16 protein-coding genes are annotated in these 12522 nt (G+C 74.2%); 11 read left to right on the top strand and 5 right to left on the bottom strand.

Annotated features, from left to right (window positions below):
- Window positions 1-17 precede the first annotated feature (17 nt).
- Window positions 18-860 (top strand): 3-keto-5-aminohexanoate cleavage protein, encoded by an 843-nt coding sequence (locus tag ML5_RS13920; RefSeq protein WP_013475115.1) that lies wholly within the window; start codon window positions 18-20, stop codon window positions 858-860.
- A gap of 94 nt (window positions 861-954) precedes the next feature.
- On the top strand, window positions 955-1914 hold the full coding sequence (locus ML5_RS13925) for an asparaginase (RefSeq protein WP_013475116.1): 960 nt from the start codon (window positions 955-957) through the stop codon (window positions 1912-1914).
- A gap of 121 nt (window positions 1915-2035) precedes the next feature.
- Here ML5_RS13925 and ML5_RS13930 read toward each other — a convergent pair whose 3' ends face one another.
- Window positions 2036-2833, bottom strand: a complete 798-nt coding sequence (locus tag ML5_RS13930; RefSeq protein WP_236619413.1) for an alpha/beta fold hydrolase — start codon at window positions 2831-2833, stop codon at window positions 2036-2038.
- 113 nt (window positions 2834-2946) lie between these two features.
- On the opposite strand from ML5_RS13930, the gene ML5_RS13935 reads away from it, so the two are divergent.
- From ML5_RS13935 to ML5_RS13955, 5 genes are all read left to right on the top strand, one after another.
- Entirely contained in the window at window positions 2947-3597 is a 651-nt protein-coding gene (locus ML5_RS13935) for a helix-turn-helix domain-containing protein (protein ID WP_013288805.1), read from the top strand.
- Window positions 3594-4445, top strand: coding sequence for a hypothetical protein (locus tag ML5_RS13940; protein ID WP_013475118.1), 852 nt, complete (start codon window positions 3594-3596; stop codon window positions 4443-4445). The genes ML5_RS13935 and ML5_RS13940 overlap by 4 nt, the downstream gene beginning before the upstream one ends.
- Before the next feature lie 72 nt (window positions 4446-4517).
- Window positions 4518-4832, top strand: a complete 315-nt coding sequence (locus ML5_RS13945) for a DUF2516 family protein (protein ID WP_013288803.1) — start codon at window positions 4518-4520, stop codon at window positions 4830-4832.
- Complete coding sequence (locus ML5_RS13950; protein WP_013475119.1) at window positions 4829-5716, top strand: alpha/beta fold hydrolase; 888 nt, start codon at window positions 4829-4831, stop codon at window positions 5714-5716. The genes ML5_RS13945 and ML5_RS13950 overlap by 4 nt, the downstream gene beginning before the upstream one ends.
- An 11-nt stretch (window positions 5717-5727) precedes the next feature.
- Window positions 5728-6465 carry an alanyl-tRNA editing protein gene (locus ML5_RS13955; protein WP_013475120.1) on the top strand — a complete coding sequence of 246 codons (738 nt, stop codon included), beginning with the start codon at window positions 5728-5730 and terminating at the stop codon, window positions 6463-6465.
- 1 nt (window position 6466) lies between these two features.
- On the opposite strand, the gene ML5_RS13960 is transcribed toward ML5_RS13955, so the two are convergent.
- A complete protein-coding gene (locus ML5_RS13960; RefSeq protein ID WP_013475121.1) occupies window positions 6467-7063 on the bottom strand; it encodes an ABATE domain-containing protein in 597 nt (198 codons plus the stop codon).
- A 46-nt stretch (window positions 7064-7109) separates the two neighbouring features.
- Here ML5_RS13960 and ML5_RS13965 point away from each other — a divergent pair, with 46 nt between their 5' ends.
- Window positions 7110-7559 carry a VOC family protein gene (locus tag ML5_RS13965; RefSeq protein ID WP_013475122.1) on the top strand — a complete coding sequence of 150 codons (450 nt, stop codon included), beginning with the start codon at window positions 7110-7112 and terminating at the stop codon, window positions 7557-7559.
- 4 nt (window positions 7560-7563) lie between these two features.
- On the opposite strand, the gene ML5_RS13970 is transcribed toward ML5_RS13965, so the two are convergent.
- Window positions 7564-8235 (bottom strand): DNA polymerase beta superfamily protein, encoded by a 672-nt coding sequence (locus ML5_RS13970; RefSeq protein WP_013475123.1) that lies wholly within the window; start codon window positions 8233-8235, stop codon window positions 7564-7566.
- Between the two features lie 76 nt (window positions 8236-8311).
- Between ML5_RS13970 and ML5_RS13975 the strand changes: the two genes are divergently transcribed.
- Window positions 8312-9226, top strand: a complete 915-nt coding sequence (locus tag ML5_RS13975) for an SDR family oxidoreductase (protein ID WP_013475124.1) — start codon at window positions 8312-8314, stop codon at window positions 9224-9226.
- Here the strand turns inward: ML5_RS13975 and ML5_RS13980 are convergent.
- Complete coding sequence (locus ML5_RS13980) at window positions 9217-10209, bottom strand: YafY family protein (RefSeq protein ID WP_013475125.1); 993 nt, start codon at window positions 10207-10209, stop codon at window positions 9217-9219. The two genes, ML5_RS13975 and ML5_RS13980, sit on opposite strands and share 10 nt — an antisense overlap.
- A 40-nt stretch (window positions 10210-10249) precedes the next feature.
- Between ML5_RS13980 and ML5_RS13985 the strand changes: the two genes are divergently transcribed.
- Both ML5_RS13985 and ML5_RS13990 read left to right on the top strand, forming a co-directional pair.
- The gene (locus tag ML5_RS13985) at window positions 10250-11041 is read left to right on the top strand and encodes an EI24 domain-containing protein (RefSeq protein WP_013475126.1); all 792 of its coding nucleotides are present in this window, start codon (window positions 10250-10252) and stop codon (window positions 11039-11041) included.
- A gap of 1 nt (window position 11042) precedes the next feature.
- Window positions 11043-11561, top strand: a complete 519-nt coding sequence (locus ML5_RS13990) for an O-acetyl-ADP-ribose deacetylase (protein ID WP_013475127.1) — start codon at window positions 11043-11045, stop codon at window positions 11559-11561.
- On the opposite strand, the gene ML5_RS13995 is transcribed toward ML5_RS13990, so the two are convergent.
- Window positions 11554-12459, bottom strand: a complete 906-nt coding sequence (locus ML5_RS13995; protein WP_013475128.1) for a GNAT family N-acetyltransferase — start codon at window positions 12457-12459, stop codon at window positions 11554-11556. The two genes, ML5_RS13990 and ML5_RS13995, sit on opposite strands and share 8 nt — an antisense overlap.
- Window positions 12460-12522 lie beyond the last annotated feature (63 nt).

The raw sequence follows: 12522 nt of genomic DNA on the forward strand, positions 1-12522 counted from the left end.
GGTCTAGGATCCGGGGCATGACGACAGGGACGTTGATCACGGTTGCCCCCACCGGCGCGGAGTCGGCGAAGGCGGAGGTGCCGGCGCTGCCGGTGACGCTCGACGAGCTGCTGCTGACCGCCAAGGAGTGCGAGGCGCTCGGCGCTGCCGTGATCCACGTCCACATCCGTGACGACGACGCGCGGCCCACGCTCGACCAGGGGCGGCTGCGCGACACGGTGGCGGCGCTGCGGGAGAGCACCGACCTGATCGTGCAGCTCTCCTCCGGCGGCGCGGTGACCGACCCGGAGTCGGCCCGGCTCGCGGTGCTCGACGCCGCACCCGACATGGCCTCCTGCACCATGGGCACCGTCAACTTCGGCGACGACGTGTTCCTCAACCGGTGGGAGTTCATCGTCGACCTGCACACCCGGATGCAGGAGCGGGGCGTCGTCCCCGAGTACGAGATCTTCGACCTGGGCCACCTCACCGCCCTGCAGCGGCTGCTCGGCAAGTACGGCCTGCCGCACGGCGGGCACGTGCACGTCGACTTCGTGATGGGAGTGCCGGGTGGCATGCCCGGCACCACGGCGACCCTTGTCGCGGCCCAGCAGATGCTGCGCGACCTGCCCGAGGGCACCACGTTCGCGGCCACCGGCATCGGGCGCAGCACCATCCCGGTGATGCTGGCCTCGCTGTCGGCCGGTGGCCACCTGCGGGTCGGCATGGAGGACACGGTCACGTACGCCAAGGGGCGTCCGGTGGAGTCCAACATGCAGCTCGTCGCGCGGGCGGTCGGCTTCGCCCAGCTCGCCCAGCGGCCCCCGCTGACCACCGCCGAGGCCCGTACGCTGCTCGGCGTCCCGGCTACCGTCCGGTAAGCGGCGCACCCCGCTCCGACCCCGTACCGCCCCGGTCGACGTCGCAGGTCACCCCGCCGCCGACCGGGTCCGTCCCCTCGGTACGGTCCATACCGTGGGAAGAACGTACGAGGGCGGCGTGCCGCTCGCCGAGGTGGTCCGGTCCGGCTTCGTGGAGGGCGTCCACCGGGGTTCCGTGGTGGTGCTCGACGCCGCCGGTGAGCCGGTCGCCGGGGCCGGTGACGTCACCTCGCCGATCTTCCCCCGCTCGTCGAGCAAGCCGATGCAGGCGATCGGCATGCTCCGGGCCGGCCTGCCGCTCACCAACCCGGCCGACATCGCGCTCGTCGCGGCCAGCCACGCGGGCGAGGAGTTCCACGTCGAGCGGGTGACAGCGCTGCTGCGCGACGCCGGCCTGACCGAGGACGCGTTGCACTGCCCGCCGGACCTGCCGTTCGGCGAGGCCGCCCGGGAGGCGGTGCTGCGGGCCGGCGGCGGCCCGGCCCGGGTGCTGATGAACTGCTCCGGCAAGCACGCCGGCATGGTGCGCACCTGCCTGGCGGCGGGCTGGCCGCTGGACGGCTACTGGCGGCCCGAGCACCCGCTCCAGCAGTGCCTGACCGCCACGATCGAGGAGTTCACCGGGGAGCGGGCGGCGGCGGTCGGGGTGGACGGCTGCGGCGCGCCGGTGCTGGCCGTCTCGCTGACCGGGCTGGCGCGGGCGTTCCTGCGGCTGGTCGAGGCCGAGCCGGGCACCGTCGAGCGGACGGTGGCGGACGCGATGCGGGCGTACCCGGAGCTTGTCGGCGGCACTCAGGCGGAGGACACCCGGCTGATGCGCGGCGTACCCGGTCTGCTCGCCAAGATCGGCGCGGAGGGTGTGATCGCGGCGGCGATCCCGGAGGTCGGCGCCGTGGCTCTGAAGATCGACGACGGCGCCGCGAGGGCCCGCACACCCGTCCTGGTGTCGGCCCTGGCGCGCCTGGACGTGCGCGCCCCCATCCTCACCGAGTACGCCGAACCGCCCCTGCTGGGCGGCGGCCTCCCGGTAGGAGCCATCCGCCCCACCTGGTAACCATTCCCCGCCCTCTACCCCCGGCGATCTTGCACTTGCTGTCCCGGCGAAATACGCATTCCAGGCGTGCCGAGGGCCGCAAGTGCAAGATCAACGCGGCGAGGGGAGAGAAGCGGGGCGGTCAGGGGAGGAACGGCAGGAGGGCGGCGTTGGTTTCGGTGGGGCGCTCCAGGGGGAGCAGGTGGGCCGCGTCGGGGACGTCCGGCATGCGCACGCCCTGGGGGGCCTCGTCGGCGATGCGGTCGGCCAGGCGGCGGATGTCGGCCAGGTCGTCCGCGCCGGTGCCGACCAGTACCGGTACGCGCAGCTCGCCCAGCCGGTCGATCGCCGGCGGGTCCAGCTCGCCCACCTCGATCGCGCTTAGCGCCTGCTCGGCGGCGAGTGCCCGGCGGTCCATCTCCTCGGCGAACCGGATCAGCTCCGGGTCGACGTCCTCGGGGCGGCGGGTCGGGCCGACCACCCAGAACCGCACCTCGCCGGCGGCGGTGGCGGCGAAGTCCTCCGGGTCCACGTCGCCGACCAGCTCCTCCCAGAGCTGCTCGGTCTCCTCGGACCACTCGTTGCCGGAGACCGGGGCGCCGAAGAGCGCCAGCGCCGAGACCCGCTCCGGGTGGGCGAGCGCGGTGTCCACCGCGACCCGGCCGCCGAACGAGCAGCCGACGAGCGCGGCCCGCTCGACGCCCAGCGCGTCGAGTAGCCCGACCACGTCGTCGTGGTGGGCGAACGGCGTGGTCGGCAGCTCCGACTCGCCGTAGCCGCGCAGGTCCAGCGCGATCACCCGGTGGCGCTGCGCGAGCGCCGGGACCTGCCCGCGCCACATCCGCCGGTCGGCGATGCCGGCGTGCAGCAGCACCACGGCGGTTCCGGTGCCGCTCTCGTCGTACGCGAGCTGGGCACCGTTGATATCGATCTTGGTCACGGGGGAGAACGGTACGGACCGGACATCGCCTCCGCAACCCACCTTCGGTGACCCTGCTAACTCTGGCTAGCGTTTTGCTTGCAGGAGTTAGCGGCCCGAGCTAGCGTTGAGTCATGGCCACCAGCAAGGACCTTCCCGATGTCGGCGGGTTCATTCGCGACCTGCGGCGCAACGCGAAGATCTCACTGCGCCAGCTCGCCGAGCAGGCGGGCGTCAGCAATCCCTACCTGAGCCAGATCGAGCGCGGGCTGCGCAAGCCGAGTGCCGAGGTGCTCCAGCAGCTCGCCAGCGCACTTCGTGTCTCCACCCCGGCGATGTACCTGCGTGCCGGGCTGCTGGACGACAAGGAGGGCCAGGGCGTGCTCGCGGCGATCGCCGTCGACCCCGAGCTGACCATGGCCCAGAAGCAGTCGCTCACCCAGATCTACGAGACGTTCCGGCGCGAGAACGCCCGCCTGGCCGAGGCGACCGAGGCGGCCACGACGGCGGAGGCGGCCGAGAAGGCCGCCACGACGGAAACGGTCGCGACCGAGCCGGCCTCCGCGCCGGAGGCCCCGGCGACGGTGGCCGCGGCCGCGACCGGTCCGGTCACGCCGGAGGGCACGCCGACCGAGGCGGTCCTCGAATCGGTAGCCGTCACCGAAGCGGGTGCCGCGCCCGCCCCGACCACCGCGCCCGCCCCGACCACCGCCGCCCCGCAGGACACGACCGCCCGCCGGGCGGCCCGGAAGGCCGCCGGTGCGGCCGAAGAGGAGCAGTCATGACCACCCAGCCGAAGACCAACCGCATCCCCGCACCCCTCTACGCCGCCGCCGGCGCCGGTGAGCTGGCCCTGGAGCAGCTCCGCAAGCTGCCGACGGTGGTCAGCGGCCTCGGCACCCGGGTCGTCGCCGACCTCGGCGGCAAGGCCGTCGTCACCGGCTTCGAGCTGCGCCAGAAGGCCACCGAGACGCTGAAGACCGCCAACCAGACCGCAACCGGGCTGCGCGAGCGCGCCGTCGCCACCGACCTCGACCAGCTCCGCGAGGCCGCCAACCTGGAGAAGCTGCGCGAGGCGGCGAACCTGGAGAAGCTGCGCGAGGCGGCGAACCTGGAGAAGCTGCGCGAGGCGGCGAACCTGGAGAAGCTGCGCGAGGCGGCGAACCTGGACAAGCTGCGCGAGGCGGCGAACCTGGACAAGCTGCGCGAGGCCGCCACCCGCAACGCCGCCGTCGTGGTGGCCGGGGCGCACGCCGCGCAGGAGCGCGCGCTGGCCGCGTACGCCGAGCTGGTCGCCCGGGGTGAGCGCGTCGTCGGCGCCGGCGTGCTGGAGGCCGCCGACACGGTGAACGCCGACATCGAGGCCACCGAGGCCACCGGCACCGAGGTGACCCCGAAGGCCGAGATCACCCCGAAGCCGGAGACCGCCGCCGCGACGACCGAGGTGCCCAGCCCGGCCGAGGTGGCCGAGGCGGTGGCCGCCAAGCCGGCCGCGGTGAAGCGCACCCGCGCCACCAAGGCGACCGCGACCAAGGCCGTCGCCAAGACGACCGCCACCAAGGCGACCAAGCCGGCCACCCCGTCGGCGAAGCTGCCGAAGGCCACGAAGCGGACCCGCCCGGCCGCCGAGTGACCCGAAGCTCCACCGGGACCCCGGACAACGTCTTGTCGGACGTTTCCGGGGTCTCGGCATAAGCTTGCCCCCATGGCCATCGCCGCGCCGATCTTCGCGTTCGCAGTCCAAGACGTGATCCAGCTGATCCTGCTCGTCTTCGCCCTGGTCGTACAGGGAGTGGCGCTGGTGCACGCGGTCACCCAGCGCGGCGACGGTTTCGCCGCGCTCGGCACGCTGCCCAAGGGCGGCTGGGTCGCCATCCTGGCGGTCTGCCTGCTGCTGACCCTGCTCGGCTTCGGCCCGATCAGCCTGTTCGGACTGATCGGCATCGCGGCCGGTCTCATCTACCTGCTCGACGTGCGGCCCGGCCTGCGGGACCTGCACGACGGCCGAGGGTCCTGGTGAGAGGTTTCCGCTGGCCTCCGCCACCGGACGGCGGTCCCCGCACCTGGGGGCCCGGCCCCGGCGCGCCCCGCACCGGGCGTCCCGCGTTGCCCGAGCCGGAGACGGAGCTGGTCGCCACCCCGCACGGGGTGAGCCTGGAACGGCTGGTCACCGGCACCGGTGACCCGGTCACCGTGTTCGCGCACGGGCTCGGGAGCGGCATCGCCACCACCCGCCCGTTCGGCAGCGGCGTCACCGGGCGGCGCGTCTTCTTCCAGTTCCGCGGGCACGGCCGCTCCGACTCCCCGCCCGGGCCGTGGAGCTACCTGGACCTCGCCCGTGACCTGCGCGCGATGGCGGACCTGAGCGGCGCGACCCGGGCGTTCGGCGCCAGCCTCGGCGCGGGCGCGCTCTGCCGGCTGCTCGCGGAGAGCCCGGAACGCTTCGAGAAACTCGTCTTCTTCCTGCCCGCCGTGCTGGACACGCCGCGCGGCGAGGCGGCGCGCGCCCGGCTCACCGGCCTGCTCGATGCGGTGGCCGAGGGCGACGCGTCGGCGCTGGCCGACGCGGTGTCGCTGGAGCTGCCGCCGTCGGTGCGCAACACCCCGGCCGGCTGGGCGTACCTGCGGCAGCGGCTCGACCAGCTGCTGCGCGACGGGCTCGCGCCGGGGCTGGCCGACCTGCCCGCCCAGGCCCCGCTCGACGACGCCGGGTCGCTCGCCGCGGTCACCGCGCCGGCGCTGGTCATCGCCGCCGCCGAGGACGACCTGCACCCGGTCGCCGTCGCCGAACGGCTCGCCGCCGCGCTCCCGAACGCCACACTTCACGTGTACGACCGGCCCGGCGTGCTCTGGACCGAGCGCGCCGACCTGCGGGAGCGCGTCTCGGAGTTCCTGAACGGGTAACGTCGCCGTCCATGGGCGTCACACACCACGGCCGTACGCACCGGCTCGACCTCGCCGACCCGACCCTGCGCGAGTGGACCTGCCGGGTGCTGGCGGCCGATCCCGAGCAGGGCATCGTGCTGGACCGGTCCGCGTTCTACCCCGGTGGCGGCGGGCAGCCGCCGGATCACGGGGTGCTGCTCTGGCAGGGCGTACAGACCCGGATCGTCGGCACCCGCAAGGGCGACGACCTGTGGCTGATCCCGCCCGAGGGCGACCCGGTGCCGCCGGTCGGCACCGAGGTGGTCGGCGCGGTGGAGGACGCCCGCCGGACCATGCTGATGCGTACCCACTCCGGGCTGCACGTGCTCTGCGGCGTGGTGTTCCGCGACTTCGGCGCGCTCGTCACCGGCGGCAACATGGAGCCGGGTGAGGCGCGGATGGACTTCAACCTCCCCGAGGTGCCGCCGGACTTCAAGGCCCGCATCGAGGAGCTGGTGAACGCCGAGGTGGCCGCCGACCGGTCGGTGGCCGTACGGGTGCTGCCGCGCGCCGAGGCGCTCGCCCTGCCGGACATCATCCGTACCCAGTCGAACCTGATCCCGCCGGAGGAGCAGGAGGTGCGGATCGTCGACATCGTGGGGCTGGACGTGCAGGCCGACGGCGGCACGCACGTCGCCTCCACCGCCCAGATCGGCAAGGTCCAGGTGGTCAAGGTGGAGAGCAAGGGCCGGGCCAACCGCCGGGTACGCGTGCGCCTGGCGGACTGAGTCACCCGGGCGCGCGCCGGGACCGCAGCGCGCGTGCCTTCTGCCGGTTGCCGCAGCGTTCCATCGCGCACCAGCGGCGCTGCCCCGGCCGGGAGGTGTCCACGAAGACCAGTTGGCAGTCGTGTGCGCCGCACTCCCGGATCCGGGCCGCGTAGGGGCCGGTGAGCAGGTCGACCGCGTCCCGGGCGAACGTCGCGACCACCTGCGCGCCGGTCAGCGGCGTACGCCAGGACCGGCCGCCGTCGGGGCCGGCCTGCGGGATCAGCGGCAGCCCGGCCGCGGCGTCGTTCACCACCGCCAGGTCCGCGGCCGGTGGGGTCTCGTCGCGGGTACGCGCCTGCGCCACCCGCCAGAGCGCGTCGCGCAGTCGACGGGCGGCGGCCAGGTCGTCCGCGTCGACGATGACGGCGGCGGGGTCCAGTCGCAGCCGGGACGCGGCCAGCCAGCCCGCCAGGTCGTCCGGGCGGTGCAGCACCTCGTAGCGGGCGAACGCGCCCGGACCGCCGGTGGTCAGCAGCTCCAGGCAGAGCGCGCCCGGGTCGAAGCGGTATCGAGTGCCTTCGGGACTGATCAGGGTGAGTCCGCTTGCGCCGTCCATCACGTAACCACTATAACTGGTTACACCAGCTGACCACGGAGGACACATGGCCCGGGACTGGAAACTCGTCATCGACTGTGCCGACCCGATCGGGCTGGCCCGCTTCTGGGCCGAGGCGCTCGGCTACCAGGTCGAGGACAACAGCGTGCTGATCGAGCGGCTGGCCGCCGCCGGTGCGGTGCCGCCGGAGGCGTACGTCGAGGTGGACGGCCGCAAGGCGTGGCGCGAGCTGGCGGCGGTACGCCACCCGGACGACCCGGTCGACCCGGCCAGCGGCACCGGGCTGGGCCGGCGGTTCCTGTTCCAGGCCGTCCCCGAACCCAAGCGGGTGAAGAACCGCCTCCACGTCGACCTGCGCGTCGGGCCGGAGGGGCGGGCGGCCGAGGTGAAGCGGCTGACCGCGCTCGGCGCGACGGTGCTGGCCGAGGTCGCCGACCGGGGCAGCGAGCACACCACGATGGCCGACCCGGAGGGCAACGAGTTCGACGTGCAGTGACCGCTCAGCGCGGCAGGTACGCCGCCCGGACGGCGAGCAGCCAGCGTTCCACTGTCTCCTCGTCCGGGCGCTCCGGCAGCGGCGAGCGGGTCCGGTCGAACTCCGCCTCGGCTGCAGCCACCAGGGCCTGCGCCTCGCCCAGCGCGCCACCGGCGACCCGTTCGCCGAACGCGCGGAACCACTCCGGGTCGGCGAGGCGGATCTCCAGCACGCCTGTCGCGTACAGCGTCCGGCCCTGGTGCAGCAGCCGGGCCAGGTGCCGGGCGTGCTTCGCCGAGCGCCGCCGCCCGCCGCTGTCCGCCGGGGCGGTGGCGAGCTTGCGGAACTGCTGCGAGGCGTACCCGAGGTAGGCGTCGCGGACGCGCGGCGCGCTCAGGAACGCCGACCGGATCGCGATCAGCTCCTCGCCGAACCCGGTGCGGGTCTCGTAGCAGTCCTCGGGCAGCCACATCAGCTCGGTGGCGGTCGGGTTGCCGCTCAGCGCCAGCAGCGCGTACTTGCGCGCCTCGTGCAGCGTGACGTCCGGGTCGGTGGTGACCACCGACTCGCGGGGCGGGCGCAGACCGTGGAACGCGACTGTGGGCGCGGCGAACACGCCGATCCGGTCGGTGTCCGAGCCGGGTCCGGCCAGCCCGTACGCGACCGAGCCGACGATCCCGGACAGCAGCAGGTGCATACCGGTGATGATCGCCCATCCAGGTCTCCCGGGAAACCGGACTTCCGCTGTCAGGTATCTGTTGCACGGTTATCCCATGAACTCACCACTGACCGGAACTGTCGCGCTCGTCGCGGGCGCGACCCGGGGTGCCGGGCGGCAGATCGCCGTGCAGCTCGGCGCCGCCGGGGCCACCGTCTACGCCACCGGCCGCACCACCCGCGAGCGCCGCTCCGAGATGGACCGGCCGGAGACCATCGAGGAGACCGCCGAGCTGGTCACCGCCGCCGGGGGCACCGGGATCGCCGTCGCAGTCGACCACCTGGACCCCGAGCAGGTACGCGGCCTGGTCGAGCGGATCGACGCCGAGCAGGGCCGCCTCGACGTGCTCGTGAACGACGTCTGGGGCGCGGACCCGCTGATCACCTGGGAGAAGCCGGTCTGGGAGCAGCCGCTCGACGCCGGGTTCCGCACGCTGCGGCTGGCTGTCGACACGCACATCATCACCAGCCACTTCGCGCTGCCGCTGCTGATCCGCAACCCGGGCGGCCTGGTCGTCGAGGTCGGCGACGGCACCAAGGAGCACAACGACAGCGAGTACCGCCTGTCGGTCTTCTACGACCTGGCCAAGGTGTCGGTGAACCGGCTCGGCTTCAGCCAGGCGCACGAGCTGGCCCCGCACGGCTGCACCGCCGTCGCGCTCACACCCGGCTGGCTGCGCTCGGAGGCGATGCTCGAACACTACGGCGTCACCGAGGCGAACTGGCGCGACGCCGCGACTACCGAACCGCACTTCGTCATGTCGGAGACGCCGGCGTTCGTCGGGCGCGCGGTGGCCGCCCTGGCCGCCGACCCGGACCGGGCCCGCTGGAACGGGCAGTCGCTGGACAGCGGCGGCCTGTCCCAGGTGTACGGCTTCACCGACGTCGACGGCAGCCGCCCGCACTGGGCCCGCTACTACGAGGAGGTGGTCAAGCCTGGTAAGCCGGCCGACCCGGACGGCTACCGCTGACCGTCGGACGGCGGATCGGTGTAGAGCGCCGCCGCGCGGCGGGCCGCCTCGGCGAAGCGCGCCCGCAGCTGCGGCGGCGCCAGCACCTCCACCTCCGGGCCGAGCGCCAGCAACTGGCCGTACGCCACGTCGACCGACTCGACAGGCAGCCGCAGCACCAGCCGCCCCTGCTCGTCCGGCGGCCCGGCCGCGTCCACCGCCTCGGTGTAGACGAACGGCGCGTCCACCAGGTGCCGCAGCGCCCGCAACCCGGCCGGGCCGAGCCGCACCGTCACCCGCTCCCGCAGCAGTTCGCGCAGGAACGCGCCCGCCTGCTCCCGCCAGTACGCCCCGAGGTCGAAGTCCTCGTCCCGGTCGAACCCGTCGGCGCCCACCTCGACCGCCACCACCCGGTCCACCCGGTACGTCCGCCAGCCGTCACCGACCCGGGCGACCAGGTACCAGACCCCGTTCTTCAGCACCAGCCCGTACGGCGCCAGCGTGCGGGTCACCTCCCGGTCCCCGCGCCGGTAGTGCAACTCCACCATCAGGTCCCGCCAGACCGCCCGGGCCAGCTCGGCGAGCGTCGGCGGCGGCGTGGTCTCCCGGAACCAGCCGGGCACGTCCAGGTGGAACCGCTGCCCGGTACGCGCGGGCGCGTCCCGCAGGCTCGGCGGCAGCGCGGCGAGCACCTTCAGCTCGGCGGCGGCCACCGAGTCGGCCAGTCCCATGTCCCCGGCCGGTCCGGGCAGCCCGGCCAGGAACAGCGCCTCGGCCTCGTCCCGGCTCAACCCGGTCAGCCGGGTCCGGTAGCCGCCGAGCAGCCGGTAGCCGCCGGCCCGGCCCCGGTCCGCGTACACCGGGACACCGGCGGCGGAGAGTGCCAGCACGTCCCGGTAGACGGTCCGCTCGGACACCTCCAGCTCGCGGGCCAGCTCGGCGGCGGTCATCGTCTCCCGGGACTGGAGCAGCAGCACAAGCGAGATCAGCCGGGACGCACGCACAGGCCCATTGTGGTGCACCGGCAGATTAGGCTGTGCCGTCGTGAACGCCTCCCGTACGATCGCGCCCGTCACCGGCGCGGCCACCCGCTTCCTCGGCGGCGCCGGGCTGCTGCTGCGCGGCTTCGGCATGTACGTCCGCAGCCCGAAGCTGATGCTGCTCGGCGTGATCCCGGCGCTGATCACCGGCGCGCTCTACGTGGCCCTGTTCGCCACGCTGCTCTACTTCGTCGACGACCTGGCGGGCTGGCTCACCCCGTTCGCCGACGACTGGTCGTCGCCCTGGCGCGGGCTGCTGCGGGTCGCCGCCGGGCTGGCGGTGGTCGGGGTCGCCGGGCTGGTCGGGGTGCTCACGTTCACCGCCGTCACGCTCGTCATCGGCGACCCGTTCTACGAGGCGATCTCCGAGCGGGTCGAGGACCGCCTCGGCGGCACCCCCGGTGCGGTGGACGTGCCGTTCTGGTCCTCGCTGCGACGCAGCCTCGCCGACTCGCTGCGCCTGGTGGCGCTGTCCGCGCTGATCGGCGTACCCCTGTTCGCCGCCGGTTTCATCCCGGTGGTGGGACAGACGGTGGTCCCGGTGGTCGGCGCCCTGGTGGGTGGCTGGTTCCTGGCGCTGGAGCTGGTGGGCGCGCCGTTCTACCGGCGGGGGATGCGGCTGCCGGACCGGCGGGCGCGGCTGCGGGCCGACCGGCCGACAGCGCTCGGTTTCGGGGTGGCGGTCTTCCTGTGCTTCCTGATCCCGCTCGGCGCGGTGCTGGTCATGCCGGCCGCCGTCGCCGGGGCCGCGCTGCTGGCCCGCCGCTCGCTGGGCCAGGCCGTCGAGGAGAGCTGAGATGGACACCGTCCTGATCGAGGGGGACATCACCGCCCAGCAGGTCGACGCGATAGTCAACGCCGCCAACTCGTCGCTGCTCGGCGGCGGGGGAGTGGACGGCGCGATCCACCGGCGCGGCGGGCCGGCGATCCTGGAGGAGTGCCGGGCGTTGCGCGCCTCCCGCTACGGGCGCGGGCTGCCCACCGGCCAGGCGGTCGCCACCACCGCCGGCAATCTGCCCGCGCGCTGGGTGGTGCACACTGTCGGCCCGGTCTTCTCGCCGCGCGAGGACCGCTCGCCGCTGCTGCGCGACTGCTACGCCAACAGCCTGCGTGTCGCCGACGGGCTGGGCGCGACCCGGATCGCGTTCCCGCTGATCTCCGCCGGGATCTACGGCTGGCCGGTCGAGGACGCGGTGGCACAGGCGCTCAGCGTGCTGCACGCGGCCACCCCGGAGCACGTCGCCGAGGCGCGGCTGGTGCTGTTCGGCGCCGACACGTACGCCACAGCGGTGCGGGTGGCCGCCGGGCTCAGGTGAGTTTGCGCCGGCACGACCACTGGCTGTCCACCGGCCGGTAGCCGAGCCGCTCGTTCACCGCCAGCATCGGCGCGTTCGCCTCGTCGTTCGAGGTGTACGCGGTGCGTACCCCGCGCGCCGCGGCGGCGTGCAGCGCGGCCTGCTTGGCCAGCCGGGCCAGCCCGCGCCCCCGGTACGCGGGCAGCGTGCCGGTGAAGTCCGACCACATCCGGTCGCCGTCCCGCTTCACCAGGCTGAGTGCGACCAGTTCGCCGTCCACCTCGGCGAGCGTGCTCGCCTCCCGGTCCAGCCCCGGGTTGTCCCAGCACTCGTGCCGCCACAGGTCGGAGTCGAGCGAGTCCGTCGGCACGTCCCCCGGCTCGTCCCGGGACGACTCGGCGTCCACCCGATGCACCAGGCGGGGGTCGAGTCCGGCGGCGGACACCAGCCGTACGCCCGGCGGCGCCTGCGGCATCGGCGGGGCGGTGCTCAGGTCCAGCGCCGAGTAGCGCAGCTCCCGGCTGGGTGTGAAGCCGTGCCGCTGCGCGAACGGCAGCGACTCGGTACGCGCATGGGTCAGCACCCGGGTGGACCCGAGCGTCCGCAGGTGACCGAGCGCGGTGTCGAACAACGCGGTGCCGGTGCCCCGGCGGCGATGCTCCGGGTGCACGTGCAGCGTGGCGATCTCGCCCACGCCGGGCGTGGAGGTCTGCGTGTTGCGGTACGCCGACACCCAGCCCACGACCTGCCCGTCCGCCTCGGCGACCCAGGCCGCCCAGTCCTCGCCGGGCGGTGGTTCGGCGATCATGCGGCGGGTCGACTCGACGCCCCGCACCAGGTACGGGTAGACGAGCGCGCGCAACGCCACCACGGCGGGCGCGTCCTCGGCACGGGCGGGACGGATCAGGGCTCCACTCATCCGGCGGACCCTAGCCCCGCCGCCGCCCGCGCCGCGACCGGTTAACGCGCGGCGGGCGGTCGC

The sequence above is a fragment of the Micromonospora sp. L5 genome, from assembly GCF_000177655.2.
Classification (GTDB): Bacteria; Actinomycetota; Actinomycetes; order Mycobacteriales; family Micromonosporaceae; genus Micromonospora; species Micromonospora aurantiaca.